Annotated in this window: 12 protein-coding genes, 1 tRNA gene, 1 rRNA gene, 3 riboswitches and 1 other annotated feature; of the genes, 4 read left to right on the top strand and 10 right to left on the bottom strand. The window is 33.8% G+C overall.

Features of this window, described 5'->3' with window-relative positions:
• Window positions 1-87: 87 nt before the first annotated feature.
• From gcvPB to N4T77_RS19620, 5 genes are all read right to left on the bottom strand, one after another.
• Entirely contained in the window at window positions 88-1,539 is a 1,452-nt protein-coding gene (gene gcvPB / locus N4T77_RS19640) for an aminomethyl-transferring glycine dehydrogenase subunit GcvPB (protein WP_261673560.1), read from the bottom strand.
• Window positions 1,526-2,881 (bottom strand): aminomethyl-transferring glycine dehydrogenase subunit GcvPA, encoded by a 1,356-nt coding sequence (gene gcvPA / locus N4T77_RS19635; RefSeq protein WP_261673559.1) that lies wholly within the window; start codon window positions 2,879-2,881, stop codon window positions 1,526-1,528. The genes gcvPB and gcvPA overlap by 14 nt, the downstream gene beginning before the upstream one ends.
• An 11-nt stretch (window positions 2,882-2,892) precedes the next feature.
• Window positions 2,893-3,267 carry a glycine cleavage system protein GcvH gene (gcvH, locus tag N4T77_RS19630; protein ID WP_261673558.1) on the bottom strand — a complete coding sequence of 125 codons (375 nt, stop codon included), beginning with the start codon at window positions 3,265-3,267 and terminating at the stop codon, window positions 2,893-2,895.
• 18 nt (window positions 3,268-3,285) lie between these two features.
• On the bottom strand, window positions 3,286-4,392 hold the full coding sequence (gcvT, locus tag N4T77_RS19625; RefSeq protein ID WP_261673557.1) for a glycine cleavage system aminomethyltransferase GcvT: 1,107 nt from the start codon (window positions 4,390-4,392) through the stop codon (window positions 3,286-3,288).
• Window positions 4,393-4,463: 71 nt separating this feature from the next.
• A riboswitch (glycine riboswitch) is annotated at window positions 4,464-4,558 on the bottom strand.
• A gap of 249 nt (window positions 4,559-4,807) precedes the next feature.
• Window positions 4,808-5,530: an MBL fold metallo-hydrolase gene (locus tag N4T77_RS19620; protein ID WP_261673556.1), complete on the bottom strand. Its 723-nt coding sequence runs from the start codon at window positions 5,528-5,530 to the stop codon at window positions 4,808-4,810.
• A 189-nt stretch (window positions 5,531-5,719) separates the two neighbouring features.
• Here N4T77_RS19620 and N4T77_RS19615 point away from each other — a divergent pair, with 189 nt between their 5' ends.
• On the top strand, window positions 5,720-6,451 hold the full coding sequence (locus N4T77_RS19615; protein ID WP_261673555.1) for a hypothetical protein: 732 nt from the start codon (window positions 5,720-5,722) through the stop codon (window positions 6,449-6,451).
• A gap of 48 nt (window positions 6,452-6,499) precedes the next feature.
• Here N4T77_RS19615 and N4T77_RS19610 read toward each other — a convergent pair whose 3' ends face one another.
• The gene (locus tag N4T77_RS19610; RefSeq protein WP_261673554.1) at window positions 6,500-6,685 is read right to left on the bottom strand and encodes a hypothetical protein; all 186 of its coding nucleotides are present in this window, start codon (window positions 6,683-6,685) and stop codon (window positions 6,500-6,502) included.
• 189 nt (window positions 6,686-6,874) lie between these two features.
• Window positions 6,875-8,146 carry an amino acid permease gene (locus tag N4T77_RS19605; protein ID WP_261673553.1) on the bottom strand — a complete coding sequence of 424 codons (1,272 nt, stop codon included), beginning with the start codon at window positions 8,144-8,146 and terminating at the stop codon, window positions 6,875-6,877.
• A 186-nt stretch (window positions 8,147-8,332) separates the two neighbouring features.
• On the opposite strand from N4T77_RS19605, the gene N4T77_RS19600 reads away from it, so the two are divergent.
• Window positions 8,333-9,736 (top strand): PLP-dependent aminotransferase family protein, encoded by a 1,404-nt coding sequence (locus N4T77_RS19600; RefSeq protein ID WP_261673552.1) that lies wholly within the window; start codon window positions 8,333-8,335, stop codon window positions 9,734-9,736.
• Window positions 9,737-9,789: 53 nt separating this feature from the next.
• Here N4T77_RS19600 and N4T77_RS19595 read toward each other — a convergent pair whose 3' ends face one another.
• Window positions 9,790-10,743 carry a metallophosphoesterase gene (locus N4T77_RS19595; protein WP_261673551.1) on the bottom strand — a complete coding sequence of 318 codons (954 nt, stop codon included), beginning with the start codon at window positions 10,741-10,743 and terminating at the stop codon, window positions 9,790-9,792.
• Between the two features lie 450 nt (window positions 10,744-11,193).
• Window positions 11,194-11,439 (top strand) — a binding site (T-box leader).
• 70 nt (window positions 11,440-11,509) lie between these two features.
• Here N4T77_RS19595 and asnA point away from each other — a divergent pair.
• Together asnA and N4T77_RS19585 are read left to right on the top strand one after the other, a co-directional pair.
• Entirely contained in the window at window positions 11,510-12,532 is a 1,023-nt protein-coding gene (asnA, locus tag N4T77_RS19590) for an aspartate--ammonia ligase (protein WP_261673550.1), read from the top strand.
• 195 nt (window positions 12,533-12,727) lie between these two features.
• Window positions 12,728-12,807, top strand: a riboswitch (glycine riboswitch).
• 8 nt (window positions 12,808-12,815) lie between these two features.
• Window positions 12,816-12,906, top strand: a riboswitch (glycine riboswitch).
• Window positions 12,907-13,024: 118 nt separating this feature from the next.
• Window positions 13,025-14,407, top strand: a complete 1,383-nt coding sequence (locus tag N4T77_RS19585; RefSeq protein WP_396125171.1) for an alanine/glycine:cation symporter family protein — start codon at window positions 13,025-13,027, stop codon at window positions 14,405-14,407.
• Window positions 14,408-14,444: 37 nt separating this feature from the next.
• On the opposite strand, the gene N4T77_RS19580 is transcribed toward N4T77_RS19585, so the two are convergent.
• Window positions 14,445-14,521: transfer RNA gene (locus N4T77_RS19580), tRNA-Ile, on the bottom strand.
• 7 nt (window positions 14,522-14,528) lie between these two features.
• Window positions 14,529-14,645 (bottom strand): 5S ribosomal RNA (rrf, locus tag N4T77_RS19575).
• Window positions 14,646-14,668 lie beyond the last annotated feature (23 nt).

The following is a 14,668-nucleotide window of genomic DNA, read 5'->3' as shown; positions in this document are numbered from 1 at the left end:
TTAATCTTTAAGGAAGTTTAGATTTATTTTTATCCCATCGACTTATAGGTGTTAACAGCATATGCACTGTTTAAGCTAATAATAAAATTAGTTCCACTTAAGAATCGGAGTTCTTGCTGCCTTAACTTCATCTAATCTCTTTACAATAGTATTGTTAGGAGCAGATTTAACCAAATCAGGGTCCTTCTTTGCCTCTTTAGCAATTTCAATCATAGCGCTAACAAATTCATCTAAAGTTTCCATCGTTTCTGTTTCTGTAGGCTCTATCATAAGGGCTTCATGGACTATTAGTGGAAAATAGATTGTTGGAGGATGATATCCATAATCAAGGAGTCTTTTTGCTACATCTAAAGTAGTAATATGATTTTCTTCATCCTTTAAACCAGCTAACACAAATTCATGTTTACAGATATCATCTATAGCTAAACTATAGTAATTCTTTAATTTTACTCTTAAATAGTTAGCGTTTAAAACCGCAGTTTCACTGGCCTTTCTAAGACCCTCTGCCCCCATAGTTAAGATGTAAGTAAAGGCCCTAACCATAACTCCAAAGTTTCCATAGAAGCTTTTTACCTTTCCTATAGAATAAGGTCTGTCATAGTCTAAATAATAACCTTCATCTTTCCTTGCCACTACAGGCTTAGGAAGGAATTCTGCCAGGTCTCCTCTAACACCTATTGGTCCGCTTCCCGGACCTCCGCCACCGTGTGGAGTTGAAAAGGTTTTGTGTAAATTTAAGTGGCATACATCAAAGCCCATATCTCCTGGCCTTGTTTTTCCCATAATAGCATTCATATTAGCTCCGTCATAATAAAGCAGTCCCCCAGCTTCATGTACAAGCTTTGCTATTTCCGTGATATTTTTTTCGAAGAGTCCTAGGGTACTAGGGTTAGTTAGCATTAAACCGGCTATTTCATCATTTAAAAGAGATTTTAGGCTTTCTATATCTACAGCACCCTCAGCATCTGACTTTACTTCTATAACCTTAAAGCCTGCTACTGATGCTGAAGCCGGGTTTGTGCCATGGGCTGAATCTGGTACTATAATCTTATCTCTTTTGAAATCCCCTCTTTTTTCATGATATGCCTTTATAACCATAAGTCCTGATAACTCTCCATGGGCTCCTGCTGCTGGTTGAAGAGATATTTTTTTAAAGCCAGTTATTTCTCCAAGCTTTTCACTTAATTCATACATAAGTCTTAAAGCACCTTGCGCCGTTTCTTCTGGCTGATAGGGATGAAGCCTTGTAAACTTAGGTAATGCAGCCATATCTTCATTGATCTTAGGATTGTATTTCATAGTACAGGAGCCCAATGGATAAAAGCCTGAATCCACACCAAAGTTTTTAGTAGAAAGAGCGGTGAAATGTCTTACTACATCTACTTCACTAACTTCAGGAAGCTCTAGTTCCTTCTTATTTAATAATCCCTCAGAAACTAAACTCTCCATAGAAACTTCCGGTACATCACAACTTGGAAGGGTATATGCCTTTCTTCCTTTTTTAGATATTTGAAAAATAACCTTATTATAATCTTTCATCATTAATCCCCTCCAATGCAGTTACTAGATTATCAATCTGATCCCTAGTTCTCTTTTCTGTAACAGAGAGAAGCATAGCTTCTTTATAAAGAGGATATTCTTTATCTAACTGATATCCACCTAATATATTATTATCTAAAAGAACTTCATTAGTATATTTCACAGAACTATTAGTATAAACTGCAAATTCTTTAAAGAAAGGCTTATTAAATACTGGTTTATATTTTTCGCTCTTTGTTATCTCATTAAAAGCATAGTGGGATTTCTGTATACATTGCTCTGCCACTTCTCTTAACCCCTGCTTACCTAGGGTTGTTAAATATATTAATGCAGTTAAAGCATTGAGAGCTTGATTGGAGCAAATATTTGAAGAAGCTTTCTCCCTTCTTATATGCTGCTCCCTTGCCTGCATAGTCAAAACAAACCCTCTTTTACCATCCTTGTCTGTAGTTTCCCCTACAATTCTTCCTGGAATTTTTCTAAGGTGTTTTTTAGTTGTAGCAAGGAACCCCAAATAAGGTCCTCCATAGTTTAAATTATTGCCGAGAGCTTGACCGTCGCCTACTGCTATATCCGCCCCGTATTCTCCTGGATTTTTCAATATTCCTAGAGAAATAGGATCACAAGACACAATTAGCAGTGATTTATTTTCATGTACAACCCTTTCTATTTCTGACAATTCTTCAATTATTCCAAAGAAATTTGGTGTTTGAACTATAAAGGCTGCTGCATCTTTATTAAGTTCAGCTTTAAGCTTTTCTATATTAGTAGCTCCCTCTAATTCCTCTATTTCTATTACCTTTTGATTTTTAAATTTACAGTAAGTTTTTAATACCTTCCTTATTTCTGGGTGAACAGCAGTAGACACAATAATATTCTTTCTTTTTGTTGTATCCACAGCCATTTGTGCAGCTTCTACAGCTGCTGTTGCTCCATCATACATGGACGCATTAGCTGCGTCCATTCCTGTAAGGTTAGCTATCATACTCTGATATTCAAATATTGTCTGTAGTGTTCCCTGACTTATCTCTGCTTGATAAGGTGTATAGGCAGTATAAAACTCAGATCTTCCTACTAAGTGTTTAATTATTGAAGGTATATAGTGATCATAAGCCCCAGCACCTAAAAAGCAAACTAGCTCTTCACAGTTTTTATTTAAATTAGCTAACTTATTCATGTAATTTTCTACTTCAATCTCTGACATAGAAGGATTAATATTTAATCCTTTACTTAGACGAACTTCCTTTGGAATATCCTCAAATAAATCATCTATTGAGTTAATTCCTATGGATTTTAGCATTAATTCCTGATCCTCCACTGTCAAAGGTAAATATGGATGCATATTTACACCTCCTAACCACATACTTTTTTATATTCTTCTGAATTTAATAATCCCTCAAGCTCTAACTTATCATTAAGTTCAATAACTATCATCCAATTTCCAAAAGCATCTTCATTTACTGCTTCTGGACTATCTACTAAATTATCATTTATTTGAATCACTTTTCCGCTTATTGGTGTATACAAATCTGATGCTGCTTTTACTGATTCAACAACTCCAAAAGTATCTTCCTTAGATAATTCTGCACCTACCTGCGGAAGTTCAACGAAAACTATATCTCCTAAGGAATCCTGTGCATAGTCAGTGATTCCTATATAAGCCTTATCTCCTTCAACCTTTACCCATTCATGATCCTTACTATAAAGTAATTCCTTTAAAACCTTCATATTTAAATCCCCCTTAAATTATTTATTGTAATTCTTTTTATAAAATTTTTTACTAACTACCACAGCTTCACTAAGCTTATTTCTGACCTTTATAAAGATTGTGGTTCCTAAATTAGAATAATCATAATCGATTAAAGCAAGTCCTATATTCTTTTTCAACGATGGTGACAGATAACCGGTAGTAACTTGACCTATTTTCTTATCACCGACGAAAACTTCATAGCCATGTCTAGGAATACCTCTATCCTTCATTTCAAAGCCAACTATTTTTCTCTTTAAACCTTCTTCTTTTTGTTTCACAAGGGCATCTTTCCCTATAAAGTTTTCCTTATCCAGCCTAACGAAGAAATCTAATCCTGCTTCCAGAGGGGTTATTGTATCCAATAACTCATTTCCGTATAACGGTAAGTTTACCTCAAATCTTAAGGTATCTCTGCAGCCTAAACCTGCAGGCTTTAATCCATCTTCTTTTCCAGTTTCCAATATTTTATCCCATAAGGATACTGCCTTTTCTGAGGAGGTATAAATTTCAAAACCATCTTCCCCAGTATAGCCTGTTCTAGAAACTAAACATTTTATCCCTCCAATTGAAACATTCCTCTTACAGAAAAAGAATTTGATCTCCTGTAAACTTGTATCTACAAGCTTTTGAAGTATTTCTTCAGCCTTTGGACCCTGAATTGCAAGCTGAACCACTGAAGGAGATATATTATTAAGTTCTACATTAAATTTGCCTTTGTTCTCAACCATCCACTGAAAGTCCTTTTCAATATTTCCTGCATTTATTACTAAGAAAAAATGTTTTTCATTAAACCTGTACACTAATATATCATCTACAATTCCTCCGTCAGGATAACAAACAGGTGTATATAAAACTTGGTTATCTACAAGAGCCTTTACATCATTAGTTACTAAATTTTGCACAAAACTAAATGCATCTTCCCCAATTACTTCTACCTCACCCATATGGGAAACATCGAATAATCCTGCCTTTGTACGTACTGCTTCATGTTCCTGTATTATTCCCTCATATTGTACAGGCAGTGCCCAGCCTGCAAAGTCTATTATTTTTCCTCCATATTTTTCATAAGAATCAATTAATGGAGTTTTTTTCAATTGTTCCATATTTTTAATGCCCCCCTAATATTTTTTTCCATGACAAAAAGAGGATATGAAGGTTAAAGCTTAATTTAACCCACATATCCTCTGTAACTTTACCTGAGAGTCTCGACACAAACTATGTCTTGCACCATCGGTTCTGTATTCAAACAGCCTTTCCAGAGTTTCGTCCTACAGCGCTAATTTTACCTGAGAGTTTCTAATATAGCCGTGGAACTATACTATTGCTCCTTCGGTTAACAAATGTTATCTCACGCTATAGTCATCCGAAGTTTTTTTATTATACCTTTATTATACTTACCAATTTTTTCATTTTCAAGAATAGTTAGAATATTAACACCCTTTATTACATTTTAAAATTTTCACCATGTATAATATAATAATCCAAAATGAATGTGCTGAGATTTTTTATACTAAATAATTAATTTTTATATATCATATCCATATTCTGTTTATGTACAGTCCTTGTATATTCTGATTCAAAGTCTACTTTTTTCCCTTCCATTAGATCTTTTAAATAGCTAATGGTACTAAATATATCTTCTTCTGATAAATTTGAAGTATGACTGGCTACAATTTTTTTAGCATTGTACTTTAAATAGTTTTCTAAAGTTTTAACATAGGTAGAAACGTCCTCACTTTCTACATATACTATAGGTCTTTCTAAGTTATCTCCTACATATAGTACTTTCTCTTCCCGGTCAAATATGGAGATACTATCTACTGTGTGACCAGGGCTGTAGAATAATTCTATACCATCTTCTTCAAAGATAATTTTTTCTTCAAAGGTTATATTGGGCAAGAGCTTTTCTACTTTTCCATCAATATACTTAGTATTTTTATTTATTTGTTCTTCCCATAACTCATCTGATAGCTTTCTACAAAGCCTATGACCAATTATATTACTTCCTTTAAAGCTACAATTTCCCCATATATGATCCCAATGGAAGTGAGTATTAATTACTACTGTTTCTTTTTTACTGTTTAATTGATTTATAATTGCTTCCATACTGCCTGGACCGCAGAAGGTATCTATAAGATAGTTTTTTGATTTCTTTTCTATTAAAAAAACACTGGTTAAGTAGTTTTCGATACTATCGAAGGTAAACATAGTAGTACTTTTACTTATTCTTTCTATTTTCATAACTCTATCCTTTCATCTTTAACTTCAGCATATATTTTTTAAAATTGTCAAACAATCTCAGTTTATATATTAACATAAACAATAACTTATTTTAACCTATTTCCATTTCCCTCATATTTACTATAATTTGTTTACCTTTTTCCTATTTTTGAATACTATAGTATATAGCAATAATAATAGGAGATTTTCATGTTTACCAGAATACCTAAAGAGCTTCAAACGGACAAAGTATATGTACTACAAACTAAATACGCAGACGTAAATGGTGACGGAGTTCTTGAAACACTCACCCTCACCGGTAAAAAACCTTATGGAGAAAACGGTTTTATTGAAGACATAACTCTTACTATAAAAAATGAAAAAGCGGCTGCGGATATAGTAGTAAAACCAGAGAATAATGATGGTTATTCTCCAACCTTATTCATCGGAAAATTTACAGAGGACAAAGTTCCTCAAGTGCTTTTGTCTATCGCATCAGGAGGCAGCGGTGGATACTACTTTAATTATCTTTACTCCTTTAAGGACAATATCACCAAGTCTCTTTTCGATGTTGACAAATTCAATGAAATGAGCACCTATAATGCTGTTTATCAGGATTACTATAAAGTTAAAATCACTTCAGAGGACGGAAAGTTAAAGGGTTTAATAGATCTTACTGCTATAAGAGATAAGGATTATTTATCTAACCTTTATAATCCAAATGGAACTTTGAAAAAACCGGAAGTTGGCGGAGTATTAAGCCTTGGTGCCCTATCCCCTTTAAGCTTAAATGGAGCTGATGTATTTTACCTTCTTACAAATCAAAGAATAATAGGTTTGTACAATTCAGACACCTTAGGGGCTATAGAATCTATACTTCAAGTTACTGACAATGGCTTTAATATTATTGTAACTAGGCTTGTAGTGCTGATAAATGAATAACTTAAAAGAGGTATGGCAAAACTGCCATACCTCTTTTAAGTTATTCATTTATTTACCGGACTTTTTATTTCTTATATTTTTGATATTTGTATATGTGCTAAAAATTACAGCCGTTGCTGCAACACTATTTATTATTATTCCAAAAGTGCTTATTTTGCTACCTAAGGTTACGAATCCATACACTATAAACCCCATAACTAAAATGTTTATTAATATTGAAGATATATCTTTCATAAACTTTTCTCCTATCGTTAAATTTATCCCTTCAGTAGTTTAACTTACATTACTTATCTGTACTTATCATTTTTAATTATAACTCATATTCTGTGTATAAGCCAGTGGTAAAAGTAATTAGGATAAATTCTCCTTAAGAGCAGATAACCTAATAAAACAACGCTGCTTTATTAGGTTACGGCCTATGGGTTATATGGTATTCTCTTGTGCAAGAACCTTTTTCCTGCTTATTAACTTACCAATTATAACAGCAACGCTTATTATCAATGGATATAATATTGCCCATCCTGCAAAAATAAAAATAACAACTGTTGCTATTAGTGAGATAAGGCTTATTGTGAACTTTATTTTGTTATCCTTAAGCAGCACTATTCCTGCTGCACAACCACCTAGATAGGTTAGTATGAATGTGGCATTAGGAAGTTGAATTAAACTTGTAAGAGATACTATTTTTAGAGAGTATAGTGTAACTACTAAAATAAAGGATAGCCCCAGGAAAATAAGTCCTCCTAGTGGCGTATTATATTTTTTTGAGACATATCCAAAAAACTTAGGTGCTTCTCCATTTTTCGATAGAGAAAATGCTAATCTCGATGCTGCTCCAACATAGGCAATAACTGTAGCAGTACATATAAGCAGACTGATAGTACCTATTACTACTTTTCCAGCTGGCCCAAATATTCTACCTATTATAGTAACTAAAGCTGCTTGTGATCCTGCTCCATAGCTATTAGTTCCAACGGTAGCTAAAGCAGTCATAAAGTAGAGAATACCTACAATAATCGCAGAAATTATTGTAGCTCTTATAACATCCTTTTCTGGATTGACAAACTCCTCGGACAAATGGGACACCGCTTCCCATCCAATAAAACACCAGAAGAGAATTGAAGATGCTTTTCCTACACTGGCTATTCCCTTTGGCATAAAGGGAGAAAAGTTTTTTAGTTCTATATTTGGTATTGATCCAATTACTGCTAGTACTAGTACTAATATAATACTTATTACAACAGCTACCTGTATACTTCCTGCAATATCCATACCAATAAAGTTTATGATTAATGCCAGCATAAGCATTGCTACAGCAATAATAATAGTCCACCTTTGTCCTAATCCAAAAGCTGAACTGAAATATCCCGCTCCAGTTATAGAGGCTACAGGTGCTCCTATTGGAACAGACATAAGGAAAAACCATCCTATAACTGCCCCCATTCTGTCTCCGAAGGCTTTAGTTACAAAGTGAGATACCCCTCCTGCACTAGGATATTTTTGAGATAAGAACCCCATGGAAAGTGCCAACGGAAGCACTAAAATCATCATTCCTGCCCAGGCCATCAGAGAAGCAGGTCCTGCAATTTCTGCCGCAAGTCCAGGGATTATCAATATACCTGACCCTAATACTGCTCCAATATACAGTGCTACTGCCTGTGGCAGTTTAATTGTTGCCTTAAAATTACTACTCATATTAAAACCTCTCTTTTCAATTATTAAATTACTTTATATTCTATTTAGCCTTTGATATAATTAATTATATTCACAAACTGTTATTATTCAAAGTGACAAATCTATTAATATTTAAGGGGTCAGTTTGTAGTAAAAAGTACCTTATCTATGATTCACCAAGTTAAAATTATATTTTTGGAGGTAGTAATGTTAGAATTAAACCCAATATTGAAAAAAGATTCGGACTTACCTATGTATTGTCAACTATATAGATATATAAGAGAAGAAATAAAATCCGGCAAAATATCTGTAGGTACCCGTCTTCCCTCTATCCGACAGTTATCACAAAACTTAATGATAAGTAAAAATACTATTGAAAGCGCTTATCAGCAATTGGTAGACGAAGGATATATTGAAAGCAGACCTCGCAGTGGTTTGTATGTATCTGAACTAGAAAAAGACTTCAGTTGCGAAAAAACTTCTCCTCAAATAAAGAAAGAATTTCAGCTTCAGCTTAAGTATGATTATGATTTTGACCCTAATTCTGTAGATTTAGATAATTTCCCCTTTTCTGTGTGGAAAAAACTTACTACAGAATGTTTAACCCCTGAGAGGGGATATCTATTTAAGTATGACGATACTAGAGGGGAAGTAAAGCTTAGGAAAGAAATTTCTGCTTATCTTCGACATAGCAGAGCTGTTTACTGCGAAGAAGAACAAGTAGTTATTGGTTCTACCGCTCAGCATCTTGTAAGCATAATCTGCCAGTTAGCAGGTCTAAGAAAATTTAAAATTGCCATAGAAGACCCTGGTTGTATAGAAATGAAATCAATATTTAGAAATTTAGGATTCGAAGTAGTAGGAATTCCTATAGAAAAGGACGGTATAAATATAGAAATGCTAAAGTCCAGTGGTGCTAAAATAGTATATATTACCCCGTCAAAGCAATTTCCCTGGGGAATTATTATGCCTATAGGAAAAAGATTAAAGCTGCTTAAATGGGCTGAAGAGGAGAATGGCTTAATAATTGAGGGAGATTATGATGGTGAATATAGGTATCATGGAAAACCTATTCCCGCTTTGCAAGGTTTATCAAACTCTGATAATGTAATTTACCTCAGCACTTTTTCAAAATATCTTCTTCCATCTATATGTATAAGCTATATGGTTCTTCCAGAAAGGCTTTTAAAACTTTACAATCAAGACTACTATTTTTATGAGCAATCTGTTCCGAGACTTAACCAGCAAATACTTCAACAGTTTATAGAGAGAGGCCATTGGGAAAGTCATATAAGAAAAATGAGAAATATCTACAGTAAAAAACATGGCATACTTATGAATGCAATAAATCAGTATATGGATGACAGAGTAACAGTTGTTGGAAGGGATGCTGGACTGCATCTTCTTATTGAAGTTAAGAATGGAATGAAGGAGCAGGAGCTAGTTGACTCTGCCGCTGATCTAGGGGTTAAGGTATATCCTTATTCAACTTACCTATATAATAAAAGCAGCTGCGTGCATCCTAGAATAATTATTGGCTTTGGAGGCTTGAAGGGCGACGCTATTACTGAAGGCATAAAACTCCTCAGCGAAGCATGGCTAGATATATAATAAAAAGGTTCCAGAAAAGCTAGTTAACCTTCTCTGGAACCAATAATGCTTAATTATTTTGGACTTAAATCTATTTCTTTTGTAAACACCCAGGATTTTTTTGAAAAGTCTCTGCCTTTTATAACTGTTTTGTTTCCCTTCACCTCTACATATAACCCTTGACTTTCACCATAAAGTCTCTTTATAGTGTACCCTTCTGGCATTATCCCATAACTTACTGCTCCTGTATGAACTGTAGTAAAGGGCTGATTTAATTTTACGTTATCTACCTCTAGCAAAACGTGGGTATGAGATGTAAATAAGATAACCTCAGGATAGGAGGATAAAATTTCCTTAAGCTCTTTTCTCTGCACTACTCCATTCCATCCCTTTATACTTGTAGCTAAATGTTGGTGTAAAAATACAAAAATAGGTTTTCCTTTTTCATGTTTTTCAGCTAATCTTTCCTTCAACCAATCCAGCTGCTTTTCAGATAAATATGCATTTACAGCTCCCAATTCCTTTGTGTTTCCTGATTCTGAACCTAGTGATATAAAATGATATCCTTTTATCCATGTATCATGATAAACTGATTTTTCACCAGAGAAATCCGAATACATCCTTATAAAACTTTCAACATCTGACGGTGCATTTTTACCTCTAGCATAGTTAAAATAATCATGATTGCCAATATTTTTAATTATAGTTTTAGGAAGTAGTTTACTATTTTTGCTTAAGGTACTTTTCACTGCATCATACTGATTCTGTAATCCTTCATCTACATTGTCACCATTTAATACCATAGCATCCATATTATTATTTATGCTATATAAATCATTTATGGAACTTCTTAGCTTCCCTACATTACCATGTATATCTCCCAAAACAGAAAAAGCAAGAATGTCTTCTTCAACTTTACTTTTAACATTATTGGAATTAGTAGTTTCTAATGATATTTCTCTTATATAAAATCCTAGTAGAATAGTTATAGTTATTACTATTACTGCTGTTACTTTAATTCTTTTCATACTATTCCCCGCATTAGTTATAATTTTTTGTTTTTCCCTTGTATAGCTCTATAAACTTTCAAGCCATTACTTCTTTCTAAGACAAAGTCAAAGTAGTACATTCATTTTATCATATGGCCTATTAAAATTCTATAAGTAAAATAGCCAATAAATTGTTCATTTTTTCCTCTGCTAAGGATAAAAAATATATACATTTAAACAACATAACTAAACAACATAACTAGCTAAAACTTTCCTTTTATGACACTTTTTCAAAACTAATATTATAGTATATAAAATGACACTTTGTTAATAATAATATAAAATCAATAGTAAACAGTCAATAAAAGAATGTAATGCTAAAAATATTTTTAATGTTTTTATAAAAAAAGTAATAAATTAATATTGACATATTATTAAAATAGAATTATAATTTATTCAACAGATCAACAATAAAAAAATTCAAACAACTTAAATACTATGAAGAGAAGAGTAGTTGTAGGAATATTTATAGAGAGTCGGGGACGGTGGAAGCCTGATATAATACCTATATATGAAGAACATCTCGGAGTTTCTAACCGAAATCCTTTGAAAGTAGGCTTAGACGGAGCCAGACCGTTAAATCCTGGACAGTATCGAATTTTATTCCGTACTGATTAAAGTGAGCTAATTAGCTAATTTGGGTGGTACCGCGGAAGTTTGCCTTTCGTCCCTTTTATGGGATGGAAAGGCTTTTTTATTTTTAAAAATATAGTAATTTAGTATTAATTTATAGGAGGAATTGATTATGGAAACGCTACACTGTTCATTAATTAAACCAGAAGGATACAAACCTGTACACAATGTTTTAGAAACAGAAAGAGGAATAAAAAAGCTTAAGGATTTCTTTGAAAGAAGACTTGCTGAAGAACTTAACCTTACAAGGGTTTCAGCACCAATATTTGTGAAAAGCACCACCGGTGTTAACGATAACTTAAACGGCGTAGAAAGACCAGTAGCTTTTGATGCAAAAGCTATAGATGATTCAGATATAGAAATTGTTCAGTCCCTGGCAAAATGGAAGAGAATTGCACTTAAAAGATACGGCTTTCAATCTAAAGAAGGACTTTATACAGATATGAATGCCATAAGAAGAGATGAAGAGCTAGATAACCTCCACTCTATATACGTAGATCAATGGGATTGGGAAAAAGTTATAGATAAAAAAGATAGAACAACTGAAACTTTGAGAAGTACTGTAGAAGCTATATATAGAGTATTTAAGGATACAGAGCAATTTATACACAAATTATATCCTACAATAGAGCCCATACTTCCAGAAAAAATTACCTTCATAACCTCCCAGGAACTTGAAGATAGATATCCAGAACTTACTGCAAAGGAAAGAGAAGATGCCATAGCAAAAGAGTATGGAGCAGTATTCATTTCACAAATAGGTAAAACCTTAAAATCCGGTGAAAAACATGATGGCAGATCACCAGACTACGATGATTGGGAGTTAAACGGAGATATACTTTTCTGGTACCCAGTTTTAGACAGGGCTGTTGAGCTATCTTCAATGGGTATAAGAGTTGATGAAGATGCCCTTATAAGACAGTTAGAAAGCAGTGGCTGTGAAAAAAGAAGAGAACTTGAATATCATTCAATGCTTATAAACGGAATGCTGCCTTATACAATTGGTGGTGGTATAGGTCAATCAAGAATTTGTATGTTCTTTTTAAAAAAGGCCCATATTGGTGAAGTTCAAGCTGCTCTATGGCCTCAGGAAATGATAGAAGAATGTGAAAAACAAAATATACTCCTATTATAATAATGAGTATAATAAAGCCAGAGTTTTAACTTTTACCAAGTAAAACTCTGGCTTAAACTTTGTAAATACAAATACTTAATTATAACAGCTCATTCCTCTTACTAATAAAACCTTCGTTGTAAACATTTTGTAAATAAGGTTGATTGCAACAAGTTAATATGTTAGTATAAATAACATCAAAACTTCATAGTTCGGATGAAGATAGTGGGAGAGAGATGATAGATTATCATCCACCGAAGAAGTAAATCTTTCAGGTACTAATATATTAGTGTGGACCGCTATTGGACGAGCCTCTGGAGAGACTCTTATGAGCACCGAAGGAGCAAATTGCATTTTGCAATGAAACTCTCAGGTAAAAGGACAGAGGACGGGCATTTTAATTAGATGCTGCAATTATCTCTATTGTATATGTTAAATATACAGTCTGCAGTTTTACTCTAAACCCTATCCTATTACTGTCCTAAAAATTAATATTTTTAGGAGGTTTTTCAAATGGAAAAATTCATGGAACTATTGGACAAGGTGAACTCCTTTATTTGGGGCCCACCACTACTTATCTTGCTAGTAGGTACAGGTATATACCTTACCTTCAGTCTAAAACTTATTCAAGTTACAAAACTCAGATTAGCCTTTAAATATGTATTTAAGGATGATAACAGCGCAGAGGGTGATGTATCTAGTTTTGCTGCATTATGTACAGCTCTTTCTGCTACTGTTGGTACTGGAAACATTGTAGGTGTAGCAACAGCTATTAAGGTTGGAGGACCAGGAGCACTCTTTTGGATGTGGCTGGCAGCCTTTTTTGGTATGGCAACAAAATATGCAGAAGGACTTCTTGCTGTTAAATATAGAGTTGTAGACGCTAATGGACAAATGTCTGGAGGACCAATGTATTATATAGAAAGAGGTCTTAATAATAAGATACTTGCTAAATTTTTTGCCTTATTTGGAATTGGTGTTGCCTTCTTTGGAATCGGTACCCTTACTCAAGTAAATGCCATATCTCAAGCTGTTAAAATAAGTTTTAATATACCTATAATAATTACAGTTGCTGTAATTACTGTGCTAGTTGCAATGGTTACTTTAGGAGGAATAAAAAGCATATCTAAAACTGCAGAATTCATTGTGCCTTTTATGGCTATATTCTATGTTTTAGGTTCACTTTTAGTACTAGTTATTAATATTAAAGTACTACCTGCTGCTATTTTACTAGTTATTAAAAGTGCCTTCACTTCAACAGCAGCTACCGGTGGATTCTTAGGTGCCACTGTTATGATGGCAATTAAAAGTGGTATATCAAGAGGTGTGTTTTCAAATGAATCCGGTCTTGGAAGTGCCCCTATAGCAGCGGCAGCAGCTAAAACAAAATCCTGTGTAAGACAGGGCCTTGCATCTATGACAGGAACCTTTATCGATACTATTATAATTTGTACAATGACTGGACTTGTACTTATTGTTACTGATGCTTGGAGTTCCAATACTGCAGGAGCAGATATGACAAACTTAGCTTTTACAACTGGACTCCCCCTTTTTCCAGCAGCAGGTCAGTTTATAGTAACCATAGGACTTATATTCTTTGCCTTTACTACAATTCTTGGATGGAATTACTACGGTGAAAGGTGTACTGAGTACTTATTTGGTGTAAAAGCTATCAAATATTATAAGGTAATATTTATAATAATTATAGCTGCTGGTGCAATTCCATTCTTAAAATTAGACTTAATATGGAAACTAGCAGATATAGTTAATGGCTTAATGGCAATACCTAATCTAATTGGTATAATAGGTCTAAGAGCAGTTATTATCTCTGAAACTAAGGACTACCTAGATACTTTAGATACTTCAAATGAAAAAATAGAAAAAATATTATCATAAAAAAGAAGACAATGCTTTTGTAGCATTGTCTTTTTCATGGTGGACCTTCAGGGACTCGAACCCCGGACCAACCGGTTATGAGCCGGTTGCTCTAACCAACTGAGCTAAAGATCCATATTTAACCTAGCGATGTCCTACTCTTCCACTCAGTCTCCCGAGCAGTACCATCGGCGCTGAGAAGCTTAACCATCGTGTTCGGAATGGGAACGGGTGTTACCTTCTCGCCATAATCACTAGATATCTCTATCAATTTTTGAGAGT

Origin of the sequence: Clostridium sp. CX1, from assembly GCF_025398335.1 — a bacterium.
Lineage (GTDB): Bacteria > Bacillota > Clostridia > Clostridiales > Clostridiaceae > Clostridium_AM > Clostridium_AM tanneri.
This window is presented reverse-complemented; position numbering and strand designations above follow the sequence as displayed.